14 protein-coding genes and 3 pseudogenes are annotated in these 13,768 nt (G+C 71.4%); 9 read left to right on the top strand and 8 right to left on the bottom strand.

From position 1 onward, the window contains the following. Positions 1-386 precede the first annotated feature (386 nt). The 4 genes from OG202_RS36710 (at position 387) to OG202_RS36695 (ending at position 2,470) form a co-directional block, all read left to right on the top strand. Positions 387-770, top strand: coding sequence for a sortase-dependent protein (locus tag OG202_RS36710; RefSeq protein ID WP_328224194.1), 384 nt, complete (start codon positions 387-389; stop codon positions 768-770). After that, a complete protein-coding gene (locus OG202_RS36705; RefSeq protein WP_328224193.1) occupies positions 767-1,387 on the top strand; it encodes a class F sortase in 621 nt (206 codons plus the stop codon). The genes OG202_RS36710 and OG202_RS36705 overlap by 4 nt, the downstream gene beginning before the upstream one ends. A 137-nt stretch (positions 1,388-1,524) precedes the next feature. Next, positions 1,525-2,025 carry an RNA polymerase sigma factor gene (locus tag OG202_RS36700; protein WP_326575974.1) on the top strand — a complete coding sequence of 167 codons (501 nt, stop codon included), beginning with the start codon at positions 1,525-1,527 and terminating at the stop codon, positions 2,023-2,025. After that, complete coding sequence (locus OG202_RS36695; protein ID WP_327727438.1) at positions 2,009-2,470, top strand: hypothetical protein; 462 nt, start codon at positions 2,009-2,011, stop codon at positions 2,468-2,470. The genes OG202_RS36700 and OG202_RS36695 overlap by 17 nt, the downstream gene beginning before the upstream one ends. Positions 2,471-2,614: 144 nt before the next feature. Here OG202_RS36695 and OG202_RS36690 read toward each other — a convergent pair whose 3' ends face one another. Continuing rightward, a complete protein-coding gene (locus OG202_RS36690; protein ID WP_328224192.1) occupies positions 2,615-3,385 on the bottom strand; it encodes a TSUP family transporter in 771 nt (256 codons plus the stop codon). 145 nt (positions 3,386-3,530) lie between these two features. Here OG202_RS36690 and OG202_RS36685 point away from each other — a divergent pair, with 145 nt between their 5' ends. After that, positions 3,531-4,262, top strand: coding sequence for an SDR family NAD(P)-dependent oxidoreductase (locus OG202_RS36685; RefSeq protein WP_327727439.1), 732 nt, complete (start codon positions 3,531-3,533; stop codon positions 4,260-4,262). Between the two features lie 156 nt (positions 4,263-4,418). Here the strand turns inward: OG202_RS36685 and OG202_RS36680 are convergent, their stop codons facing one another. The 5 genes and pseudogenes from OG202_RS36680 to OG202_RS36660 all read right to left on the bottom strand — a co-directional run. Then, positions 4,419-5,015, bottom strand: a complete 597-nt coding sequence (locus OG202_RS36680; protein ID WP_327727440.1) for a TetR/AcrR family transcriptional regulator — start codon at positions 5,013-5,015, stop codon at positions 4,419-4,421. 146 nt (positions 5,016-5,161) lie between these two features. Then, a complete protein-coding gene (locus OG202_RS36675; protein WP_328224191.1) occupies positions 5,162-6,340 on the bottom strand; it encodes an MFS transporter in 1,179 nt (392 codons plus the stop codon). A 381-nt stretch (positions 6,341-6,721) separates the two neighbouring features. After that, entirely contained in the window at positions 6,722-7,411 is a 690-nt protein-coding gene (locus OG202_RS36670; protein ID WP_328224190.1) for an NADPH-dependent F420 reductase, read from the bottom strand. Positions 7,412-7,669: 258 nt separating this feature from the next. Further along, positions 7,670-8,083: a (R)-mandelonitrile lyase gene (locus OG202_RS36665; protein ID WP_328224189.1), complete on the bottom strand. Its 414-nt coding sequence runs from the start codon at positions 8,081-8,083 to the stop codon at positions 7,670-7,672. A gap of 29 nt (positions 8,084-8,112) precedes the next feature. After that, a pseudogene (locus OG202_RS36660) lies at positions 8,113-8,298 on the bottom strand (SDR family oxidoreductase); the annotation flags it as partial. On the opposite strand from OG202_RS36660, the pseudogene OG202_RS36655 reads away from it, so the two are divergent. The 4 genes and pseudogenes from OG202_RS36655 to OG202_RS36640 all read left to right on the top strand — a co-directional run. Continuing rightward, positions 8,299-8,580: pseudogene (locus tag OG202_RS36655) on the top strand (MmyB family transcriptional regulator); the annotation flags it as partial. Between the two features lie 235 nt (positions 8,581-8,815). Then, the gene (locus tag OG202_RS36650; RefSeq protein ID WP_327727444.1) at positions 8,816-10,501 is read left to right on the top strand and encodes a ribonuclease J; all 1,686 of its coding nucleotides are present in this window, start codon (positions 8,816-8,818) and stop codon (positions 10,499-10,501) included. A 114-nt stretch (positions 10,502-10,615) separates the two neighbouring features. Continuing rightward, positions 10,616-11,344, top strand: a complete 729-nt coding sequence (locus OG202_RS36645; protein ID WP_328224188.1) for a spermidine synthase — start codon at positions 10,616-10,618, stop codon at positions 11,342-11,344. Positions 11,345-11,548: 204 nt separating this feature from the next. Then, a complete protein-coding gene (locus OG202_RS36640) occupies positions 11,549-12,082 on the top strand; it encodes a TerD family protein (protein WP_326575994.1) in 534 nt (177 codons plus the stop codon). Between the two features lie 123 nt (positions 12,083-12,205). Here the strand turns inward: OG202_RS36640 and OG202_RS36635 are convergent. Together OG202_RS36635 and OG202_RS36630 are read right to left on the bottom strand one after the other, a co-directional pair. Then, a pseudogene (locus OG202_RS36635) lies at positions 12,206-12,451 on the bottom strand (STAS domain-containing protein); the annotation flags it as partial. Between the two features lie 202 nt (positions 12,452-12,653). Next, a complete protein-coding gene (locus OG202_RS36630) occupies positions 12,654-13,724 on the bottom strand; it encodes a PucR family transcriptional regulator (protein ID WP_326575996.1) in 1,071 nt (356 codons plus the stop codon). Positions 13,725-13,768: the final 44 nt, after the last annotated feature.

Raw genomic sequence — 13,768 nt, 5'->3', positions numbered from 1 at the left:
CGCCATCGCGGATGATCTCCGTCGGCCGGGCGGCCGGGGTGGTCCTGGGCACGAAGCCGCGTACGCCGGCGGTGCTGCGCCCGGCGCAGCACCGCCGGGCGGGCGTGCCGGGTGACCAGCACGACCCGGGTGGGCGGCTTGGCCCCGATCTCCCGTGTGAAGAGCGGCGCCGTCTTCCCGGCACCGGCCGAGCGGATCGAGGCCCGAGCCTCCGAACGACGACTTTGCCATCTCTTTACAACGCGTCCCGCCGCTGTCTCGTCTCTCCGCTCGATACGTGATGCCGCCGCGTCCCGGGCAACCGGCCGGGCGGCCCACGAAGCCGTCGTCCCCGTCCGACCCGACGGGGACGACGGCCCGCCGAACCCGACGAGAGAGAGCGACTCATGCGCCGAACCGTCCTCAGTGCCACGGCACTCGCCTTCACCGCCGTGCTGGCGACCGCGCTGCCCGCGTTCGCCGACGACACGAGCCCGTCCGCCGCACCGCAGGAGGCCTCCACGACGGCGACCCCGGTCCCGTCCACCCCCGCGGCCACCGAGCATCCGTCCGAGGGGGAGCCCACCAGGGCTCCGGAGGACGGCGACGCGGACCCGACGCCGAGCCAGGTCTCCGTCGTTCCCAGCGGCGCGCCCGACACCGGTGCGACGCCGACGTCGGAGGGGTCCGGCAGCACCGGCGTACTCGTCGGCACGGGCACCACCGCGGTGCTCCTCGGCGGCGGCGCGGCCGTCGTTCTCGTACGGCGCCGGCGGGCGAACGAGGCGTGACCCCGCTCTCCAGGCGCGCCGTCGCCGCCGCGGCGACGGCCTCGCTGCTCGTGAGCTGCGACGGCCGACGCACCGACGACGTCACGACCGCGCCCCCCGCGGGCGACGCGTCCCCGCCCCCGTCCTCGCCGTCCGCCACCGGCGTCGCGCGGCCCCTCGGCCGTTCGGTCCCCGTCAGACTGCTGATACCGGCCATCGAGGTCGACACCCCGGTCATCCGGCTGGGGTTGGCCCCGGACGGCACCGTGGAGGTGCCGCCGGTCACGGCGCACGACCGGGCGGGCTGGTACCGGCACTCGCCGACCCCGGGGCAGACCGGCCCGTCGGTGATCCTGGGCCATGTCACGGTCGGCGCCTACGGGGACGGCGTCTTCCGCCATCTCGCCCGGCTGCGGCGGGGCGAGCGGATCGAGGCGCGCCTGGAGAACGGCACGACACCGGAGTTCACCGTCGATTCCGTACGGACGGTCGCCAAGGCCGAATTCCCCGCCGACGAGGTCTACGGAGACGTGGATCGCCCCGCGCTGCGCCTCATCACCTGCGGCGGGCCCCGCACGGGCGACGAGTACCGCGACAACGTGATCGTCTTCGCCACGCTGAGCGCCACCGATCGGTGAGCGACGGCCCGGTGAGCGACGGCCCGGTGGGCGACGGCGCCGCGAGCCACGGCCCGGTGAGCCGGAGCTCGCCGCTCGTTCCGCCAACCACTCGCCCCCCACTGCCACTTGTCGCATCATCACGACCATGGAGAGCGTTGAAACGGTCCCGTGAGAAGGCCGCGTCCGAGCTGTTCGCCGCCCTCTACCCGCGCCTCGCCGGCTGGTGCCGTCGGCTGGTCGACGACGACGAGACGGCACACGAGATCGCCTCTGAGGCGTTCACCCGGCTGTGGGCCCGCTGGACGTCCGTGGCGGAGCCGCACGGCTTCCTCTACGTCACCGCGGCCAACCTCGTCCGGGACCACTGGCGCAAGCTCGAACGCGAACGCAGGGCGATGCACCGGGTCACCGCCGAAGCCGCGGTGCGGCCACGGTCCGACCACGCCGAACAGTCCGACCCCTCGGTCAGGCTGCTCGTACAGTCGCTGCCGGAACGGCTGCGCGTGCCGATCCTGTTGCACTACTACGCTGACATGCCGATCCGGGAGGTGTCCGCGCTGACCGGACGCAAGGAAGGAACCGTCAAGGCCGACCTCCACGCGGCCCGCGAACTGCTCCGCGCCCATCTGAGGAGAAGCCTTGATCACACGGCCTGACGAGGGCCCGGACTTCGAGCCCGACGATCCGCTCACCGTCATCCTGCGTCCCCCCGCCGACCGCCTCGGCCCACCCCCCGGCCGCTACGAGACGATCCGCCGCACCGCCGCCCGCCGCCGCCTCGTGCGGGCCGCCGTCGGCGCCGCCGCGACCTGCGCGGCCGTCGCCCTCATCGCCCTCCCCCTGCACCTCGCCGGGAACGAAGCCCCGGCCGTCCCCTCGGCCCCCCTGGCCCCGCCCCCGGCGACCAGCCCCTCCCCCACCCCACCGACATCCCGCACCCCCGACACCGCCACCACCACCGCCCAGCCCACCGAACAACCCCCGAGCCCCGTCCCGTCGACCCCACCCTCCAGGACCGGTGCCGAGACCACCGCGCCGTCGGCGACCCCGACCCAGGCCGCCGAACCCTCGGTCCCGCGCGGCACGCCCGACGCGGGCTGAGCCGCCGAAAGGACCAGTGCTGTTCGCCGGCGACCCGACGGCCTCGACGACAGCGGTGGTGAACTCGGTGGTGGAGACCGATCCACGAGATCGCGACGTCTCGCGCAGCGACCTCAGGTCTCATGGCCTCATGGCCTCATGGCCTCATCCGAACTGGTCGAAGGCGAGTTTGATCACCAGCACGGTGACGACCACGAGGAGGACGCCGCGGATGAAGCCAGAGCCCCGCTTCAGCGCGGTCCTGGCTCCGAGGGTGGCGCCCACGATGTTGCAGACGGCCATCCCCGCGCCCAGGGTCCACAGGATGTGGCCCTGCACGGCGAAGGCCGTGAGCGCGCCGAGGTTCGTCCCGACGTTCACGATCTTCGCCAGCGCCGAACTCTCCAGGAACTCCATGGACAGCAGGGCGGTGAAACTCATGATGAGGAAGGTTCCGGTACCGGGTCCGAAGACGCCGTCGTAGAAGCCGACGCCGCAGCCTGCCAGGGCGACGGCCGTCATCCTCCGCCGTCGGCTGACGGCGTCGGCGGTCTCGATCACGGATCCGAAGCTCGGGCGCAGCGTCACGAACGCCGCCACCCCGATGAGCAAGGCCATGATCAACGGCCGGAACCAGTCGGCCGGCAGGCTGGAGGCGGACAGAGCCCCGAACCCGGCCGAGGGGATCGCGAGTCCGGCTGCGGACAGCGCCACGGACCGGTCCAGTTTCGTACGCCGCGCATAGGTGACGGCGGCCACGCCGGTGCCCGTGATGGCCGTCAGCTTGTTGGTGCCCAGCACCGTGGCGGGCGCCATCGTGGGAAACGCCACCAGCAGCGTGGGGATCAGGATCAGCCCGCCACCCCCCACCACCGCGTCCACCCATCCGGCCGCGGTCGCGGCAACCAGCAGGGCGGCGACTATCTCTGGATCCACACCGGTCCTTCCAGGGCGCCCGGCGAGCCCGCCGGGGGGACAACACTCACAAGATCGCGTAGACGGGTTCCAGGACCGTGCGGACATGCCAAGAGCCCACGTCACAGGCGGGCCGTAAGGACCTCACTAGCTTGGTGCATGTTACTTGTATGAGCAAGAAGGTCCACCCGAGCCGTTGCGCCGCCTCGCGGAGGAGACCGGGGCCCTCGCCCATCCGTCCGACGTCGGTGACCCCGACGCCGCCGTGAGCCTGGTCGACGCGGCCCTGACGTCCTTCGGCCGGCTGGACGGGCTCGTCCTGAACGCGGGCATCGGCCGCGGCGGCACCGTCGGGGACCTGGCGCTGGAGGACTGGGAGGACGTGATGCGCACGAACGTCACCGGCCCCCTGCTTCTTCTGCGTGCGGCGCTCCCCCACCTCCTGCGGTCGCACGGGCCGGTGGTCGCCGTCGCGTCGGTCTCCGCCCTGCGCAACGGCGCGGGCAATGCCGCGTACGCGACCTCCAAGGCCGCCCTGCTCCAGCTCTGTCGCTCGCTGGCCGTCGACTACGGACGCCAGGGTCTGCGCACCAACATCGTGTGCCCGAGCTGGGTGCGCAGCGAGATGGCCGACCGGCGGATGGCGCGCTTCGCCGCGGAAGCGGGGTTGGGCGACGGCGGCGCGGAGGCCGCCTACGACGAGGCGACCCGCCCACTGCCCCTGGGACGCCCGGGTGAGCCGCACGAAGTCGCGGCGGCGATCGGTTGGTTGCTGTCTCCGGCCGCCTCCTACGTCAACGGCGCGGTTCTGACCGTCGACGGCAGAGCGACGGCGCTCGATCCCGGAACCCTCGCCTTCGACTTCCGCATCGAACCCCGGGGCACCGCGGAGCGGTGACCGCCACCGGCGCCGCGTGGCGCGGCGTGGCGTGGCGTCACGACTGCCGAGCGGCTCTCCGTGCACGCAACCGATCCGGCGGCAACCACAGGTCCGGCGAGGGGCGTGCGGCGCCCAGACGCGCACCCGTCGTCCCGTCGTCCCGCGACGGCGAGGTCATGAGCCGGACGTGCGCAGGGCGGCCAGGGTGAAGTCGACGACTTGCTCCGCCCATTCGGGGCGGCCGCCGCGTCCGGCCAGGTGGTCGGAGAAGTATGAGCCGTGCAGCGCGGCCGCGGCCGTTCCCAGGTCGGCGTCTTCCCGGATCTCTCCCCGGTCCCGGGCCTGTTGGAGTGCCTGGCGCAAGAGGGCCCGGCGGGGCCCGATGGTGCGCTCGCGCAGCAGATTGATCAGTTCGGGGGTGTGGGCCTCTTCGGCCAGGCAGGTGCCGATCAGCGCCATGCCGTTGACGCGCTCCATGTTGGCGTCGAAGTCCCGGAGGATGGCGAGCAGGTCGGTGCGGATGTCGCCGGAGGGCGGCGGGGCGTCGGCCATGCGCATCGTGGCGAGCGCGGCGGTGAGCAGGTCCGCCTTGGTCTTCCACCGCAGGTGGATGGTGGACTTGCTGACGTCGGCCGCGGTCGCCACCTGATCGAGGGTCATCCGGACGTATCCCTGGGAGGCCAGCAGTTCCAGGGCGGCGGTCAGGATCGCCTCGTGCTTTTCGGCCGAGCGGGTCCGCCCCGCCGGTTTACCAGTCTTCGTCGTGCGCATGGTCAGAGAATAGCGAACTGACCCGCTCGGTTCGCGAATCGCGTACGCACTGGCGAGGTCGGCGAGGCACCGCACCGGGTACGAGCGCGGCGCGGCGGGGCCGGTGTGGAGTGCGGAGCAGTTGGCGGCCGGGAAGGGCGACGGCTTCATCCGCCAGGCCTGCGGTGAGGTACGAGCGCTCCCCGGCGGCCGAAGGCCCACACGGCGAGGGCGAAACAGCTCAGGCCGGCGCCGGTCAGACAGACGGCGGTCCAACCACCCGTGGACCACAGCAGGGACGCCGCGGCGGAGCCGATGGCGCCGCCGATGAAGTTACAGGTGACAAAAGCCGTGTTGAGCCGACTGCGCGCCTCGGGGGAGACGGTGAACAGCCTCATCTGGTTGAGGATGTTCACGCCTTGGACAGCGATGTCCAACAGAACGATGGCGACCAGGATGAGCACGACGGAGTGCCCACCGAGCGCAGCCACCACGAACGACACCACGACGCCGGCCCAGCCCCATCCGGTGGCGGGCAGGGACCAGCCCCGGTCGTGAAGGTGGCCGACCCGCTGGGCGGCGAGGGCGCTGACGAGGCCGGCCAGGCTGAAAAGGCCGATGACGGAGACGGGGTAGGAGTACGGCGGGCTGCTCAGCAGGAAGGTCAGCGCGGTCCAGAACAGGGTGAAGACGGCGAACGCGGTGGCGCCGAGCACCAGGGTCCAACGCACGGTCCGTTCCTGCCGGACCGCCTCCCCCACCGAGAGGATGAGCCGCGGGTAGGGCAGGTGTGCCCTCGGTGCGAGCGGGGGGATCGCGCGGCGGAGCAGGAAGGCGAGCACGAGGGCGGCCGCGGCCGCGATGAGGTAGATCGCCCGCCAGCCGGCCGCATCGGCGACGAGGCCGCTGATGGTCCGGGAGGTGAGGATGCCGACGAGCAGGCCGGAGACGACGGTGCCCACCACCCGGCCGCGCTCGGCGCCGCCGGCGAGGTCTCCGGCCAGCGGAGTGAGGATCTGGCCGGACACGGTCGTGAGGCCGAGCAGGGTGACGGCGGCCAGGAGAACGCCGATCGAAGGCGCGAGCGCGCAGGCGACGAGCATCGCGGCCGCGCACAGCATCATCACGGGGACGAGCCGGCGCCGGTCGAGGACATCGCCGAGTGGTACGACCAGCAACACGCCGGCGGCGTAACCGATCTGGGTCGCGGTGACGAGCCAGCCCGCCGTCGTGGAGGAGGCGTCAAGGTCACGTCCGATGAAGCCTAGAAGGGGCTGGGCCCAGTACAGGTTGGCGACCGCGGCCCCGCCGGCGACGGCGAACAGCAGGGTCAGTCCACGACTCATCCCGTTCGACGCCGACAGCGTCACGGGGGCGGCTCGGGCAGGGGCTGGGGGCTTCTCGGGAGTGGTCATACGGGTATCCGGTCGTCGGTGCCGCTGTGGCGGAACGGGGCGTTGTCAGCTTCGCGCCTGGAAGCACTCCTCGGTAGCCACTTCTCGACCTGCGTCAGGGGTGTCAGCGCCCTGGATGCCTAGTTCGCTGACGGCCGTCCGAATCTGCGGAAGGTGGCCGACGGCGAGTTCCGTGTCGGCGGCGGCCAGGTTCTCCTCATACGTTCCGGGGGGCAGCCGTTCGGTCGACGACCGCCCCTGGCATCCCATCGGACCGGCGCACTCCAGCCGCCCCGCGTCGTCCTGGTCGAGCGGCAAGCTCCGGTGGGAGGGCTAGCGGGCGCCCTGGACGCGGTAGTTGAAGTCGCCGTGGCCGAGGGCGCCCATCAGGCTCCAGCCGAGGGGGAACAGCATCTCGGTACCTCGGGCGGTGTCGATACCGCCGAGGTCGACGATGGCGCCCTCGGGCCAGCCGAAGGAGAGCAGCAGTTCGGTGACGTGCTTCTTGGCGTCTGTGTCCTCGCCGGAGACGAAGACGTCGTGGGCGCCCGCCACGCGGCCGGGCTCGATCATGATGCGGCACGGCATGGTGTTGAGGGTCTTGACGACCTTCGTCTCGGGGAAGGCGCGCTGGATCTGTTCGCCGAGACTGTCGGTGCTGACGGGGCTCAGCGAGGGCGGCATCCCGGCGGAGAAGTCGAGCGGGTTGGCGATGTCGATGAGGACCTTGCCCGCCAGGTTGGGGCTGCCCGCCGAGGCGAGGGCATCGAGCGCGGCGGCGCCGGCGGTCGTGTTGACGACCGTCTCACCGAAGGCGGCGGCCTCGGCGAAGGTCCGCAGCGGCACGGCCGGGTGGTCGGCATGCCAGGTGACGAAGGGCGGGTTGCCCAGGAAGTCCGGCTCGGTGCGGGCGAGGGTGGCCTCCGGGCGTCGGGTGCCGATGACGACCTCGTGGCCGAGGGAGGTGAGCTTGGCGGCGACGGTCCGGCCGACGATGCCGGTACCGAGGACGGCGTAACGCATGAGGAACGGTCCTTTCGAAGCGGGCCTGCCAACGGGAAGTGCATCCGACCCGCCATAAAACTAAACCGAGTCGTTCGGTATTGCAAGGGGCGTCGGTCCGTGCTGCTCGGCGTGGTCGTTCAGCACACGTGGTCCCGACCGGGCACCTTCGCGCGGTGCGGGGCAGGACAAAGCCGCTGCGCCCCGGGGTTGCAGAGGGGACTTCCTGACGCCCTGACGTCCTGAGTGAGCCCGGGGCGCGTGATCGATGGGCCGTGGCTACCGGTCGCGGGTGCGGCGGCCGTTGTACTGCTGGTCGGTGACCGGCTCGGCCCAGGCGGTCTCGGGGGTGCCGTCGCCTGTGCCCTCCCACAGGGCGATGTGCTCCATGGACCGGTCGGGTGCGGCGCCGTGCCAGTGTTCCTCGTTCGGCGGGCAGGCGACCGTCTCGCCGGGATGGGCCTCGAAGAGAGTGCCGTCCCGGGTTCCGATCAGGGCGGTGCCGGACACGATGTGCAGGGTCTGGCCCAGGGCGTGGGCGTGCCAGTGGGTACGCGCGCTCGGCGAGAAGCGGACCAGGTTGGCGCGTATCCGGGAGGGCTCCTGGCCGGCCACGATGACGTCCCACCACACGTCGCCGGTGAACCAGTCCGCCGGGGCCTTGCTGCTGGGCTGCTGCTTGATGAATTCCATGGTGTCTCTCGGCTCGTGGGGGGGTCTTGGCGGGCGACGTGACCGCCGTCGACGGGGAGGGCGACGCCGACGACGAAAATCGCTCCGGGGCTGCACAGCCCCAGGACCGCCTGGGCGATTTCCTCGGCGGCGCCGAGCCGGTTGATGGGCTGGTTGGCCTCGGCCTCGGCGCGGTCGAGCTCCCCCTTGGCGATCATGTCGCTGGCCATCGGGGTGAGCTGGTCGGTGAACTGTCCCTGCGGGACAAGCAGTTCGCCCGCTGGTGGGGCGATCACCACGTCGCCGCCCGCACCGTGGACACGAAGACCCTCAACCATCCGGTCGTCGGCGAGCTCGTCCTGGACTGGGACACCCTCACCGCCAACACCGACCCCGACCCCGACCAGCACCTCACCGTCTGGACCGCCGCCCCCGGGTCCCCCACCCGCGAACGGCTCCCCATCCTCACCTCCTGGGCCACCGACCAGAGACCGCCGGCCTCGTCCCCCCTCACCTGACCGCGACGGGCCGCCGCCGCAGGAGCGGGCGGTGGTCTTCGTGGCCTCCCTCGGCTCGGCACCCCGGACGGTCTCCGGCGCACCCGGGGTGCGGCCCAGCGGCGGCGGGGACTCCCGTCCTCGCCGCTCCCCGTCCCTCCCCCGGCCCTGCCGGAGGCGCCCGGCAGGGCACCGCGCTCGCGTCCACTCGGCAGGCAGTGGATCAGCACGGCGCACTCTTCGATAACGTGAGGGTATGAGCCATCCGCACCCAGAACTCAAAGCCGCCCCTCCGCTGCCGGACGGAGGCCTGAGGGTCACCGCCCTGGGCGGCCTGGGCGAAATCGGCCGGAACATGACCGTCTTCGAGCATGCCGGCAAGCTGCTGATCGTGGACTGCGGTGTGCTGTTCCCGGAAGAGAACCAGCCCGGCGTGGACGTGATCCTGCCCGACTTCACCTCCATCCGGGACCGCCTCGACGACATCGTCGCCGTCGTCCTCACCCACGGCCACGAAGACCACATCGGCGGTGTGCCCTATCTGCTGCGGGAGCGGGCGGACATCCCCCTCGTGGGCTCCAAGCTCACCCTCGCCTTCATCGAGGCCAAGCTCAAGGAACACGGGATCAGGCCCCGCACGGTGCGCGTGCGCGAGGGCGACCGGCGCCGCTTCGGCCCCTTCGACTGCGAGTTCGTGGCCGTCAACCACTCCATCCCGGACAGCCTGGCGGTGGCCCTGCGCACCCCGGCCGGGATGGTGCTGCACACCGGTGACTTCAAGATGGACCAGTTCCCCCTGGACGACCGCATCACCGACCTGCGCGCCTTCGCCCGCCTCGGCGAGGAGGGCGTGGACCTGTTCCTCACCGACTCCACCAATGCCGAGGTCCCCGGCTTCACCACCTCCGAACGCGAACTGAACCCCGCGATCGAACAGGTGATGCGCACCGCACCGCGGCGGGTCATCGTCTCCAGCTTCGCCAGCCACGTGCACCGCATCCAGCAGGTCCTGGACGCCGCCCACCAGCACGGCCGCAAGGTGGCCTTCGTGGGCCGCTCCATGGTCCGCAACATGGGCATCGCCCGCGACCTGGGCTACCTCAAGGTCCCGCCCAACCTGATCGTCAACACCAAGGAGCTGGAGAAGCTCCCCGCCCACCAGATCACCCTGGTGTGCACCGGATCCCAGGGCGAACCGATGGCCGCCCTGTCCCGGATGGCCAACCGCGACCACCAGATCCGCATCGGCAAGGGCGACACCGTCCTGCTCGCCAGTTCCCTCATCCCCGGCAACGAGAACGCCATCTACCGGGTGATCAACGGCCTGACCCGGTGGGGCGCCAACGTCGTCCACAAGGGCAACGCGAAGGTGCACGTCTCCGGCCACGCCAGCGCCGGCGAGCTCGTCTACTGCTACAACATCGTCCGCCCCCGCAACGTCATGCCGGTGCACGGTGAGTTCCGTCACCTGCGGGCCAACGCCGACCTCGCCATCCGCACCGGCGTCGACCCCGACCGGGTCGTCATCGCCGAGGACGGTGTCGTCGTCGACCTCGTCGACGGCCGCGCCTCCATCACCGGCAAGGTGCCCGCGGGCAACGTCTACGTGGACGGCATGGAAGTCGGCGGCGCCACCGAAGCGTCCCTCAAGGACCGGGTCACCCTCGCCCAGGAGGGCGTCATCACGGTCGTGGCCATCGTCGACGCCGACACCGGCGGGCTGGCCGAGGCCCCCGACTTCCTGGCTCGCGGCTTCGTCCACGACGACACCACCTTCGAGCCGGTCATCCCCGTCATCGAGAAGACGCTGGCCACCGCCGCCGAGGAAGGCGTCGGCGACGCCCACCAGCTCGAACAGCTCATCGCCCGCGCCGTGGCCAACTGGGCCTTCCGCACCCACCGCCGCAGGCCGCTGATCATCCCCGTCATCATCGACGCCTGAGCGGGCCGCCACCCCGACTCCCCCCTCCCCCACCGGGAGGGGGGAGCATGCGTCGCCACGTCGGCAACAGCCCCCGTGCCCCCGTGCATCCACGAACGTGAGAAAGGTGAACGGATGAGCCCGCGCCTGGAGGAGATCGACTGGCGACCGACACCGATCGGCGAGATCAGTCTGCGCCGACGCCGCGACCCGGTCTCGGGAGACGACGTGTACGAGGTGAAGCTCGGCGACGAGTACCTGATGTCCAGCCTCTTCACGACCGGCGAGATCGCGCTCGCCGAACTCGCCCTGGCGACACTGCCGGACACCGGACTGGACGTAGCCGTCGGCGGACTCGGACTCGGCTACACCGCCCGGGCGGCCCTGGACGACCCCCGGGTGCGCTCGCTGACCGTGATCGACGCGCTCGCCGAAGTCATCGACTGGCACCGGCGGCACCTGGTGCCCCTCGGAGCCCGGCTCACGTCGGACGACCGCTGCCGCCTGGTCCACGGCGACTTCTTCGCGCTGGCCGCCGACCCCCGCGGTCTGGACCCCGAGGAGCCGGGCCGCCGCTTCCACGCCATCCTGCTGGACGTCGACCATTCACCGCGCCATGTGCTCCACCCGCGCCACGCGGCGCTCTACCAGCCCGCCGGGCTCCGCGCCCTCGCCGCTCACCTCCACCCCGGCGGGGTGTTCGCCCTGTGGTCCAACGACCCGCCGGACGAGCAGTTCACCTCCGCACTCACCGAAGTCTTCGCACAAGCGGCGGCCCATGTCGTCGACTTCGACAATCCCCTGCAAGGCGGCACCTCGACCAACACCGTCTACCTGGCCGGCAAGGCACCGCACACGCCGTAGGCGGAGCTCGGCAGGCGATGCGTCCGCCGCTCACGTAAGGCAGCACACGGCTCGCCCCGTAGAGGAACCCTTTGGGCGGGGATCGTCGCCGTACGGGCGTCGAAGGGGCCGGTCGTACAAGGCGTCAACGGGTGGTCCGAGAGCCATACTTGACCTTGCGGGGACCAGCCCGCGGGGGCTTGGCAGGAGAGAGGCGGCAATCCGGTGAGCGGCGACAGGCAGGGAGTGGTGAAGGCCGAAGTACGGCTCAAGTGGGACCCGAGTTCCTGGGAGCAGCCACCGCACCACCTCGATATCATCGCCACGACCTACTCGACGGATGCCCCCTACGGGCGGCCCGTGTACGTCGTCCATTTCGACAGCCGCTCGCCGGACGGCACCATCAACATGAGCCGGCACAGCCAGACCGGTCAGGGCTTCGGCTACGTCGAAGTGATGACCCTGGAGTTCGATCGCCTCGCTCCCTCCTTCGCGCGGGTGGTCGTGGGCGTGGCGATCCACCAGGACAGCGGCCCCAAGACCTTCGGCGACATATCGAACGCCGGAGTACTGGTTGTCGAGGGGTACAAGGAGCTCCTCAAGGACGACCTCGCGCAGGTCTCCGGATCCACCGCGGCGACGGTCGCGGAGTTCACCCGGGATGCTTCCGGAACCTGGGAATTCCACGGGACGGTCCGAGGCTTCGACAGCGACCCCCTGCTCTTCACCGCGGAGATGGGCAGCGCCCCACAGCCCTGACTGACGGCGCCCCAACAGACAGTGAGGGAAACGGCGAGGCGCCGCACGTGCCGCCGACTGGTCACGGGGCGGCGCCTCGGCCGGGCGCGGCACCGATGCAGGAGCGGCATGCCGGTGAGTCCGTCAGTGACCGGCTGACAGTTCGCCACTGAGCCTGCCGTGAAGGTGGGCGCTGGGGGCGTTCAGGCCGGTGATCTCCACCCGCTCGCCGCGCTGGGCGTACTTGGTCTCGATGGCGTCCAGGGCGGCGACGGAGGACGCGTCCCAGATGTGGGCGGCGGACAGGTCGATGACGACATGGTCGGGGTCGGTGGTGTAGTCGAACCGGCCGACAAGATCGTTGGACGAGGCGAAGAACAGCTCGCCCGACGAGGTGACCGAGAGCGACAGCACTGCGCGAGCGCCTCCCCCGGACCGGCGTACCGGCCCGGACCCCCTGGCCGATCGGAACCGAGCGTGGGCCCGGCCGTGAGGCCGCCTCTGAACGCCCTGAGCCTGCTTCAGGTTGCGGGCACGTGTGCCCCTTCGACGCCGACCGGACTTCCCTGCGCATATGGCTTCCGTCATGGCTTCAGTTGGGCTTCGTCGGCCAGTCCAGCAGCCGGGCGCCGATCACCGCGGTCTGCAGGGTGTAGCGGTGGACGGGGTCGGAGGGGTCCGCGCCGGTGAGCTTGTGGATGCGTTCCAGGCGGTAGGTGAAGGCGCGCACGCTCAGCGAGAGTCGCCGCGCCGCCTCCGCGGACACACAGCCGGAGTCGAAATAGAGGGTGAGGGTGTCGAGGAGCGGCTGGGCGCCGCCGCGGGCTCCGCGCAGCGGACCGAGGGCGTTCTCCACCAGGTCGGCCATGGCCTGCCGGTCGCGGGTGAGGACGGGGTAGACCAGGAGGTCGGCCGCGTGCAGCACAGGTTCGTCGAGTTCGAGGCGTTCGCCCAGGTCGAGGGCGTTGAGCGCCTCCTCGTAAGACTGGACGACGCCGGTCGCCCCGGATTGCGGGCGGCCGATTCCCACCTGGCCTCCACCGGTGGCCGCGAACGCCCGCTTGGCGAAGTGGGCGAGTACCTCGCTCTGGTCGCCCGGGGCGATGCACACCAGTCGGCCGTCCTTGGTGGTGAGCAGGATGCTGCGGTCGCCGAACCGGCCGATCAGCGCACGCTCCACTTCCCGGAGAACCGCGTCCCCCTCTTCGTACGCGACCGGGCCGCGGGCCACGGCGACCGCGTGCTCGTACGAGAGCCGCAGCCCGTAGCGTTCCGCGCGCTGGGCCAGTCGGCCCAGGTCGCTGCGGCCGTACAGCAGGTCGTCGATGAACTCGCGGCGAGCGGCTTCTTCCTGGCGTACGGCGATCCGCTGCGCCCGCTCATAGCCCTCGGCGAACGCGTCGACGGCCTGTGCCGCGGCGCCCAGCACGTCGTCCACGGAAACGTCGTTCCCGGTCGGCCAGTGCGACCGGGTGGCTGCCATGTGGGCGCCGACCATGACGCGCAGGCCCAGGCCCGCCTCCGCGGCCCGCTCGCCCAGCGCGCGGCGCGAATCCAGTTCGCTTCGGGTCAGTCGGCGCCCGGTCGCCGAGGCGTTCGCGAGGATGCGGGCGTACCCCTTCAGGTACTCGTCGTGTTCCTCGGACGCGTCCCGGCCCGCCATGTGGGTCTCCCCGAAGTTGATGCGTTGTCGACGTCTTTCTAGCG

Origin of the sequence: Streptomyces sp. NBC_00310 (assembly GCF_036208085.1) — a bacterium.
Lineage (GTDB): Bacteria > Actinomycetota > Actinomycetes > Streptomycetales > Streptomycetaceae > Streptomyces.
This window is presented reverse-complemented; position numbering and strand designations above follow the sequence as displayed.

Coding starts and splice junctions, on each gene's coding strand:
- OG202_RS36675 (WP_328224191.1), bottom strand. CDS start 6,340: ATGAGTCGTGGACTGACCCTGCTGTTCGCCGTCGCCGGCGGGGCCGCG.
- OG202_RS36630 (WP_326575996.1), bottom strand. CDS start 13,724: ATGGCGGGCCGGGACGCGTCCGAGGAACACGACGAGTACCTGAAGGGG.
- OG202_RS36665 (WP_328224189.1), bottom strand. CDS start 8,083: ATGGAATTCATCAAGCAGCAGCCCAGCAGCAAGGCCCCGGCGGACTGG.
- OG202_RS36710 (WP_328224194.1), top strand. CDS start 387: ATGCGCCGAACCGTCCTCAGTGCCACGGCACTCGCCTTCACCGCCGTG.
- OG202_RS36670 (WP_328224190.1), bottom strand. CDS start 7,411: ATGCGTTACGCCGTCCTCGGTACCGGCATCGTCGGCCGGACCGTCGCC.
- OG202_RS36645 (WP_328224188.1), top strand. CDS start 10,616: ATGAGCCCGCGCCTGGAGGAGATCGACTGGCGACCGACACCGATCGGC.
- OG202_RS36650 (WP_327727444.1), top strand. CDS start 8,816: ATGAGCCATCCGCACCCAGAACTCAAAGCCGCCCCTCCGCTGCCGGAC.
- OG202_RS36680 (WP_327727440.1), bottom strand. CDS start 5,015: ATGCGCACGACGAAGACTGGTAAACCGGCGGGGCGGACCCGCTCGGCC.